Below are 8366 nucleotides of genomic sequence, written 5' to 3'. Positions count from 1 at the left end.
CAACTGCGCTGGGCGCGGGCGGCGGCTTCGACGGCGTTGCGCACATCGGCTTCGGTGGCGGCCGGCACCTGGGCGACCTGCTGCTCGGTCGCCGGGTCGAACACGGCGATGTGGGCGGAGGAGGCGTCGGCGAAGCGGCCGTCGATGAAGTGTCGATCTGTGCGCATGGTCATGTCCTGTCGTTCAAGCAAGGCTTCGGGCCGGTGGCGGCGCCACGCAACGACAAGGTGCAGGCTGGCTCATGCTGGCGACGGGCAAGGCGGCGCGGCGCACGCAGGAAGGTGACTCTTGTCGTTATCGGTTGGCCGAAGTTTCGACAGGCGCCCAGGACGCGACAAGCGATTAATAAAGCGCCTTAACATGCGAAAAACGCAGGTTACTGCGCGCAGGAAAGTCGTCACGTCCTACAGGAAATGACTACGGATTCATTCAGGGAAGACTGACGAAGGAGCCCGATCCCGCCAGGTTGCGCTCGGTCATCCACACCTCCTGCTGCAACCACTCGTGGAAGCGCTGGACGTGGGGCGGCAGCTCCTGCTCCGGCCGGCTGACCCACCAGTAGGACTGGTGCCCCTGCACCTCGACGTCGAGCATCTGCACCAGCTGCCCCGCCGCCAGTTCACGGGCGACCATCTGCCGGTCGGCGATGGTGATGCCCAGGCCGTCAATGGCCGCTCGGATCGCCATGTCCAGCAGGTCGAATTCATAGCCGCCCTGCAGGTCGACGCCCTGGATCTTCGCCGCATCCAGCCAGTGCCGCCAGGTCAGGAAGCGCTGGTCGTCGCGGGCCAGCACATGCAGCAGGGTCATGCTGCGCAGGTCGATGTCCTGCTCCTCGCGCTGCGCCAGCAGGCTCGGCGAGCACACCGCGATGTGCCGCTCGTGCATCAGCAGCGAGCTGTCCAGGCCGTCCCATTCGCCATTGCCGAAACGGATCGCGCAATCCAGCGTGCTGCTCTGCGCGAGGCTGTCCTGCAGGTTGGTGGTCAGGCTCACTTCCAGGTCAGGGTGCGCTTCGCGCAGGCGTGACAGCCGCGGCAACAGCCAGCGCAGGGCGAAGGTGGGCGGCGCGTTGACCCGCAGGCGATTGAGGTGGTGGCGCTGCTGGATGCCGCGCACCGTCAGCTCGATGCGGTCGAACGAGAGTTGCAGGGCGCGCAGCAGCACACGCCCGGCCTCGGTCAGCTCCAGATGGTGATGCCGGCGCACCAGCAGGCTCTCGCCGAGCTGTTCCTCCAGCTGACGCACCTGGCGGCTGACCGCGCTCTGGGTCACGTTGAGCAGCTCGGCCGCACGGGTAAAGCTCCCCGTGCTGCCGGCCACTTCGAAGGCTTTCAGCGCATTGAGCGCCGGAATCTTGCGTTTCACCCACCCTTCCCTGCCCTGCGGCTTCAGCCGCGCGGGCTTTTCAGCGCGATATCAGAAGTAATAGCCGACGTTCGCGTACAGCTGGTTCTCCCAGTGGCTGGTGCCACCTTCGGCCAGGCTCTGGGTGTAATTGCTGCCGCCGATGTACGGATCGTTGCGGCCGTTGAGCCATTCCACGGCGATGTACACCGCCTTCACCGAGAAGGAGGTACCGAGGATGAAGCGCTGCGAAGTCTTGAAGTCGTCAGCGGATTTGTCGAAGGCGCTGTAGTTGCCATAGACCTTCACGCCGCTGACCCAACCATCGAGGAAACTTCCCGGAATGCTGTAGCTCAGGTCGCCGACATACAGGTTACCGCGACTGGCGACGTTGAACGTACCGTCGTACCCGCCGAATGTGACTACCTCGTCGCTCCCGGGATTGCGCGGCGACATCTGTTGGCGCGCGGCCTGCAACTGCACACCCCAGGGACCGTTCTGCCCGGCATAGTGAATGGCGTAGGCGTTGCGGCGACCGTTGTCGTCGGTGTCCTGGTTCTCCAGGCGCGAGGTCAGCGCGGAGAAGCCCACCTCGGATTTCCAGTCGCCCAGTTGCAGCGAACGCGCCAGGCGACCGACAAGGATCTGCCGCTCCTTGTTGCGCGAGCCGTCGCCAACATAGCTGTCCGCCGAAGTCACCACGGTCGAATAGGTGGTGCCATTGCTGGTGCCATTGCCCTCCCAGGCGGGACGGCTATAGGCGCCGACCTGCAGGTTCCAGTCGCCCTGTTGCTGGATGTACTTCACGCCCACGTCGTTGACGTCTTCCAGGCCGATGACGTTGCCAAGGGTCTCGTAGAAGGTGCTGCCGAAGAACGGTTGCAGGCCGAAGGGAATCTGGTTGAGGCCGACCTGGATCTGCTTGTCCGGATCGAATTTGTAGCCGATCCAGGCGTACTCGGCGAAGTTCACGTCACCGAAATGCTGGGTGTACTGGTACGGGTAGTCCTTGCCATACCAGCGGTAGCGCGCCGCGCCGATCCAGGTGTCGGAGGTGTAGGTGACGCGGAGCATCGCGGTGTCGATGCCGAACTTCTCGATATCGCGGTCCGGGTCGTGGTCCCAGCGCGCGCGCACGGCGCCGCCGATGTCCAGGTTGTCGGTCACCGGTACGGCGATGGCGGTGGAGCTCAGGGCAAAGAGTGCGGGAAGCAGGAACGGCAGGTGGAGTCTGGCCACGTTGGATGTGCCTCGGCTGGTTTCTTGTCGTTATGGGAGTGGCCCTCGCCCGGTGCTCCCCGGTGCGTGGGCGCGGCCGAAACTAGCCCCTGGCCGCGCCGCCACACAAACGACTAAATCGCAATCCAAACCCGAGAAAAACGCATATTCCAAAGGCATCGCCATCGCTAGAATCAGCGAAAAAAGCCCGCGCCCCGAGCGTACTTACGGATGGCCCCGCCATGCGCAATCTGCCGCCCCTGACCATGCTCCGCGTTTTCGAAGAAGTGGCCCATCACCGCAGTTTCAATCGTGCGGCCGATGCATTGAACGTCACCCAGGGAGCCGTCAGCCGGCAGATCAAGCAACTGGAGGAATACCTCGGAATCAGCCTTTTCCTACGCACGCCCCGTGGCCTGACCCTCACCGAAGCCGGCAGCGCCCTCGCCCCGCACCTGGGCGAAGCCTTCGACCAGATGGAGCGCGCCCTGCAGGCCGTGCGCGTGCCCAACCTGCGGCAGCGCCTGCGCATCCTCGCGCCGCCTACCTGGGGAACACGCTGGCTGTCGCCGCGCCTGCGCAGCTTCCTCAAGCGCTATCCGGACATCAGCCTGAGCATCACCAACCAACAGGGGGACGACAGCGCCGGCGAGCTGGATTGCCGCATCCGCTTCGGCCTGGAGCAGGCCGCGCACTGCCACAGCGATTTGCTGGTGATGGAGCGCCACATCGCCGTGGCGAGCCCGGAGCTGTTCGACGGCGAACAGCCGCCCGAACTCAATGAGTCCCCGCTGCTGCACATCCTGCACGAGGGCAAGCGCCTGCGGGTCTGGGAAAACTGGCTGGAGGCGGTCGGCCGCAGCGACGTCGATGCGGCCAGCGGGATCGAGTTCAGCACCCTGGATCAGGTCATCCACACGACCCTCGCCGGGGGCGGGCTGGCGGTGATCGACCGGCAGATGATCGAAAGGGAATTGGCCAGCGGCAGCCTGCTGCCCATCACACCGGTCGAGGTGATCGGCCCATATGGTTACTGGCTGGATATCGCCAGCGACAAGCTGGGATTGTCGAAGGTGGAACGGTTCCAGCATTGGCTGAATGTGGAACGCAATCCCTGAATCCGCCTCTGCCGCGCACTAAAAAAAGCCAGGCACCTCGAGCGGGTCCTGGCTTACGTCCAAGGCGTGAACACAACAGCGACGTCTTCCTCAACGATTCACTATCGGCTTGAACAGCAGCGACGCATCGGAGCCCACTTCGCCCCCGACTGCCCGGTACAGGAAATTGAAGGCGTTCAGCGCGGCCAATCGGCTGTTCACTTCCTGCAACTGGCCATCGAAGAGTTTTTCTTCCGAAGTGGTGACGTCCAGGTAGGTCGAATATCCCCCTTCATACAAGCGGCGCGCTTGCAGTGAGTAGGTTTGCAGGGCCTCCACCTGCTGCTCGACAGCAGCCAGCTGCGCCGCCGATTCGCGGGTCCCGACCAGCGCATCGTTCACATCGGCCAAGGCCGACTGCACCGCGCCCTTATAGGCGAGCACCGACTGCTGATACCCGGCCTTCGCCTGGAGCACCTGCCCGGAGATAGCGCCGGCATCGAACACTGTCTGGTTCAGCCCCAGCGCCAGGTTCCAGACCTTCGACGCACTATCGAACAGTTGCCCGCTCTCACCCCGGCTGAAACCGATCATCCCCGACAGGTTCAAGTCCGGCAGGTACAGCGCCTGCGCCGCACCGACCATGGCGTTGCTGGCGACGACGGCCTGCTCCGCCTGTAGCAGATCAGGGCGGCGGGACAACAGGGTCGCCGGCAGGACGGCCGGGACCTTCGGCCCGCGCAGGGAAGACAGGCGCTCGTTGCGCAGGATAGGACCGGGGTTTCGGCCGAGCAGCACCGACAGCGAGTTCTCCGCCGAGCTGATCTTCGCCCGCAAGGGTGGAATCGCCGCCTGGGTCGCCCAGTAATCGTTCTGCGCCTGGCTGAGCTCGATCTGGCGGATCACGCCGCGGTCGTAGCGCTTCTGGAAGATACCCAGGGCTTCCTTGCGCGCCTGCGCCGTCTGCTCGGCAATGGCGAGTTGCTCATCCAGCGCCAGCAGGTTGAGGTAGCCCTCGCTGATGGAGCTGGCCAGGCTCAGCGCTACACCGCGCTGCGCATACTGGGCACCGAGCAATTGCGCGCTCGCGGCCTCGCTCTGGCGACGCAGCTTGCCCCACAGGTCGATTTCCCAACTGGCGCTAAGGCCTGCCTGGTACTGGTTGGCAACCCCATCGAAGCCGGCCAGCGGCGTGTCGACGAACTGGTCACTCAGCGCACGCCTGGCGCCGAGACCCAATCCCAGTTGGGGGAACAGGCCCGCGCGCACCGTGCGCAGCTGGCCGCGATACTGCTCGATGCGCGCGCTGGCGCGTTGCAGGTCGAGGTTGTTCTTCAGGCCTTCATCAACCAGCCCGGCCAGGGTCGGCGAGCCGAACTGTCTCCACCAGGGTCCGGCCACACCGGCGGAAGCATCGGCCAGATGTGCGCGATACGCAGCCGGCATGGCGACTTCGGGGCGTTGATAGTCGGGGCCGACCATGCAGCCGGCGAGGGTCGCGACGGCCAACCCCAGCATGAGTTTTCTGGTGGTCATCAGTGCGCCTCCTGGTGGGTAACGCCACTGGGCGTCTCTGGCGCACTCACGGAACCCTTGGACTTTTCCCGCCGCTCGCTCAAACGTTCGACGAGGTAGGAGAACAGCGGCACGAACAGCAGCGCCAGGCTGGTGGCCGCGAGCATGCCGCCGATGATGCCGGTACCGATGGAGTGCCGGGAGTTCGCCCCCGCCCCTGATGCGATGGCCAGCGGCACCGCACCGAAGATGAAGGCCAGGGAGGTCATGATGATCGGTCGCAGGCGCAGCTCCACCGCCTTGAGCACCGCGTCCAGCGGCGACTGCCCGGCCTGGCGCTGCAGGATGACGAACTCGACGATCAGAATCGCGTTCTTCGCCGCCAGCCCTACCAGGGTGACGAGGCCGATCTGGAAGTACACGTCGTTGGAAATGCCGCGCAACCAGATAGCCACCAGCGCGCCGAAGATGCCGAAGGGGACCGCGCTGAGCACCGTCAGCGGCAGCGACCAGGATTCGTACTGTGCCGCCAGGATCAGGAAGACCATGATGATGCCGAAGACGAACACCAGCACCGTGGTATTGCCCGCCTTGTTCTCTTCGAAGGCCTCGCCGCTCCAGGCGAAGCTGTAGCCCGGTGGCAATTCCTGGCGGGCCAGCTCCTGCATGGCCTTGATCGCATCGCCAGAGCTGTAGCCGGGACCGGCGTTGCCGGTGATCTTGGCGGCCGGGAAGTTGTTGAAACGGTCGACCAGGCTGGGGCCGGAGGTGAACTCGGTTTTCACCAGCGAGGACAGCGGAATCATCTTGCCGTCCTTCTGACGAACGTAGAGATACCCCAGGTCCGAAGGCGCCCCCCGATACTGCGGCGCGCCCTGCAGGATGACCTGCCACACGCGGCTGCCCAGCACGTACTGGCTGACGTACGCAGAACCGAACTGGGTCTGCAGTGCGCCGTACACGTCGGCCATCGGCACGCCCAGGGTCTCCGCCCTGGCGTTGTCCACCGAGACGCGCATCTGCCGGGTCGAGGCCTGGAAGGTACTGATCAGCCCGGACAGCTCCGGGCGCCTGGCGGCGGCGCCGATGAGCTTCCAGGTGGCAGCCTGGAGCTCCTTCGCATCGCCGCTGCCGCGGTTCTCCACCCAGAATTCGAAGCCGCCCTGCGTACCGAGGCCGGGAATCGATGGCGGATTGATGGGGATGATGCGGGCCTGGGGAATGGCCGCAAGCCTGGGGTACAGGGTGCGGATGATGCCGTCGGCGGACAGCGCCTCGCCCTTGCGTTGCTCCGAGGGCTTCAGGTTGAGGAACACGGTGCCCATGTTGGTCTGGTTCTGGCCGTCGATGAAGCTGTAGCCGGAAATCGCCGACGCATCCTGAACCGCAGGGTGCTCGCGGAACAGCGCCGCCACCTGCTCGGTGGTGGCCTGGGTGCGATCCAGGCTCGCCGAGTCCGGCATCATCACCGCCACCAGCAGGTAACCCTGGTCCTCCTCGGGAACGAAGCTGGTGGGAATCCTGCTGAACAGGTAGCCGATGCCCAGCAGCATCGCCCCGAACAACGCCAACGCCAGCAGCCGGCGACGAACGACCAGGGCCACCACGCCGACGAAACCGTGGGTGAATTTGTCGAAGGACCTGTTGAACCACTCGAAGCCCTCCCAGCGCGCATGCTGGCCCGGCTTGAGGATCAGCGAGGCGAGCGCCGGGGACAGCGACAGCGCGACGAAGCCGGAGATGACCACTGAGCAGGCGATGGTCAGGGCGAACTGGCGATACAGCAGGCCGGTGGTACCGCTGACGAAGGCCACGGGAATGAATACGGCGCAGAGCACCAGAACGATGGCGATCACCGGGCCGGTCACCTCCTCCATCGCCTTCACGGTGGCGTCGTGGGCGTCAAGGTGGAACGCCTGCATGTTCCGCTCGACGTTCTCCACCACCACGATGGCATCGTCGACCACGATGCCGATGGCCAGCACCAGGGCGAACAGCGTCAGCAGGTTGATCGAGAAGCCCAGCGCCAGCAGCGCGCCGAAGGTGCCGATCACCGCGACGAAGACGGCGGCGACCGGGATCAAGGTGCTGCGCACGCTCTGCAGGAAAAGGAACACCACCAGCACCACCAGGACGATGGCGATCAGCAACGTGACCACCACCTCGTGGATCGAGGAACGGACGAACTCGGTGGTATCCAGGGAAACGGCGTAGCCGATGCCCTGGGGGAAGGTGGTCGACATGTCCGCCAGTGCAGCGCGCACGTTCTTCGACACTTCCAGGGCGTTGGAGCCCGCCTGCTGGTAGACCGCGATCATGGTCGCCGTCTTGCCGTTGAGCGAGGAACGCATGCTGTACTGGTTGAGGCCAATCTCCGCGCTGGCGACGTCGCCCAGGCGGACGATGGCGGTGCCATTGGCGTCGGCGCGCAGGATGATCTGCTCGAACTCCTTGGCCGTCTTCATGCGCCCCGGCGTGACCAGCGGATAGGTCAGCTCCATCATCCCCTGGGATGGCGCCTGACCGACGTTGCCGGCGCCGAACTGCTGGTTCTGCTGGCTGACCGCGTTCTGTACGTCGGTCGCGGTGATGCCCAGCTCCGCCATGCGGTCCGGCTTGAGCCAGATGCGCAAGGCGAGATCGGCGTCGCCCATGATCTGCGCCTGGTTGGCGCCCTGGATACGCTTGATCGCATCGAGCACGTAGAGGTTGGCGTAGTTGCCCACGTACTGCTGGTCGAAGCTGCCGTCCGGCGAGTAGATCGCCAGCAGCATGAGGAAGCTGGAGGAACGCTTCTGTACGTTCACCCCGTTCTGCTGCACCGATTGCGGAAGTTGCGCCAGCGCCTGGCTCACGCGGTTCTGCACCTGTACCTGGGCGATGTCCGGGTCGGTGCCGATATCGAAGTACACGTTCAGAGTCATCTGCCCGGTGGGCGAGCTGACCGACTGCATGTACAGCATGTTGTCGACACCGTTGACCTGCGTCTCGATGGGCGCCGCCACGGTGGCGGCGATGGTCTGCGAGTCGGCTCCCGGGTAGGTCGCGGTCACGGTGATCTGGATCGGTGTGATGTCCGGGTACTGCGCCACCGGCAGGGCGAAGATGGAAACGCCGCCGGCGATGATGATGATCAGCGACAGCACCATGGCGAAGATGGGCCGATCGATACAGAAACGCGAAAGCATG

Annotated in this window: 6 protein-coding genes; 1 reads left to right on the top strand and 5 read right to left on the bottom strand. The window is 64.9% G+C overall.

From position 1 onward, the window contains the following. From ACCC94_RS13155 to ACCC94_RS13145, 3 genes are all read right to left on the bottom strand, one after another. On the bottom strand, window positions 1–167 hold a 167-nt coding region (locus ACCC94_RS13155), incomplete at its 3' end, for an aldehyde dehydrogenase family protein (protein WP_413349890.1). 262 nt (window positions 168–429) lie between these two features. Continuing rightward, window positions 430–1368, bottom strand: a complete 939-nt coding sequence (locus ACCC94_RS13150; protein WP_413349889.1) for a LysR substrate-binding domain-containing protein — start codon at window positions 1366–1368, stop codon at window positions 430–432. 51 nt (window positions 1369–1419) lie between these two features. Next, window positions 1420–2586 (bottom strand): hypothetical protein, encoded by a 1167-nt coding sequence (locus tag ACCC94_RS13145; RefSeq protein ID WP_413349888.1) that lies wholly within the window; start codon window positions 2584–2586, stop codon window positions 1420–1422. 221 nt (window positions 2587–2807) lie between these two features. Here ACCC94_RS13145 and ACCC94_RS13140 point away from each other — a divergent pair, with 221 nt between their 5' ends. Continuing rightward, window positions 2808–3683, top strand: a complete 876-nt coding sequence (locus ACCC94_RS13140) for a LysR substrate-binding domain-containing protein (protein WP_413349887.1) — start codon at window positions 2808–2810, stop codon at window positions 3681–3683. Window positions 3684–3773: 90 nt separating this feature from the next. On the opposite strand, the gene ACCC94_RS13135 is transcribed toward ACCC94_RS13140, so the two are convergent. Further along, window positions 3774–5198, bottom strand: coding sequence for an efflux transporter outer membrane subunit (locus tag ACCC94_RS13135; RefSeq protein WP_413349886.1), 1425 nt, complete (start codon window positions 5196–5198; stop codon window positions 3774–3776). Beyond that, window positions 5198–8365 carry an efflux RND transporter permease subunit gene (locus ACCC94_RS13130; RefSeq protein WP_413349885.1) on the bottom strand — a complete coding sequence of 1056 codons (3168 nt, stop codon included), beginning with the start codon at window positions 8363–8365 and terminating at the stop codon, window positions 5198–5200. The genes ACCC94_RS13135 and ACCC94_RS13130 overlap by 1 nt, the downstream gene beginning before the upstream one ends. Window position 8366 lies beyond the last annotated feature (1 nt).

This window comes from Pseudomonas sp. Pseusp97, assembly GCF_047304025.1.
Classification (GTDB): Bacteria; Pseudomonadota; Gammaproteobacteria; order Pseudomonadales; family Pseudomonadaceae; genus Pseudomonas.
Note: the sequence above shows the minus strand (reverse complement) of the source record. Positions and strands in the feature narration are given on the sequence as shown.

Coding starts and splice junctions, on each gene's coding strand:
- ACCC94_RS13135 (WP_413349886.1), bottom strand. CDS start 5,198: ATGACCACCAGAAAACTCATGCTGGGGTTGGCCGTCGCGACCCTCGCC.
- ACCC94_RS13130 (WP_413349885.1), bottom strand. CDS start 8,365: ATGCTTTCGCGTTTCTGTATCGATCGGCCCATCTTCGCCATGGTGCTG.
- ACCC94_RS13140 (WP_413349887.1), top strand. CDS start 2,808: ATGCGCAATCTGCCGCCCCTGACCATGCTCCGCGTTTTCGAAGAAGTG.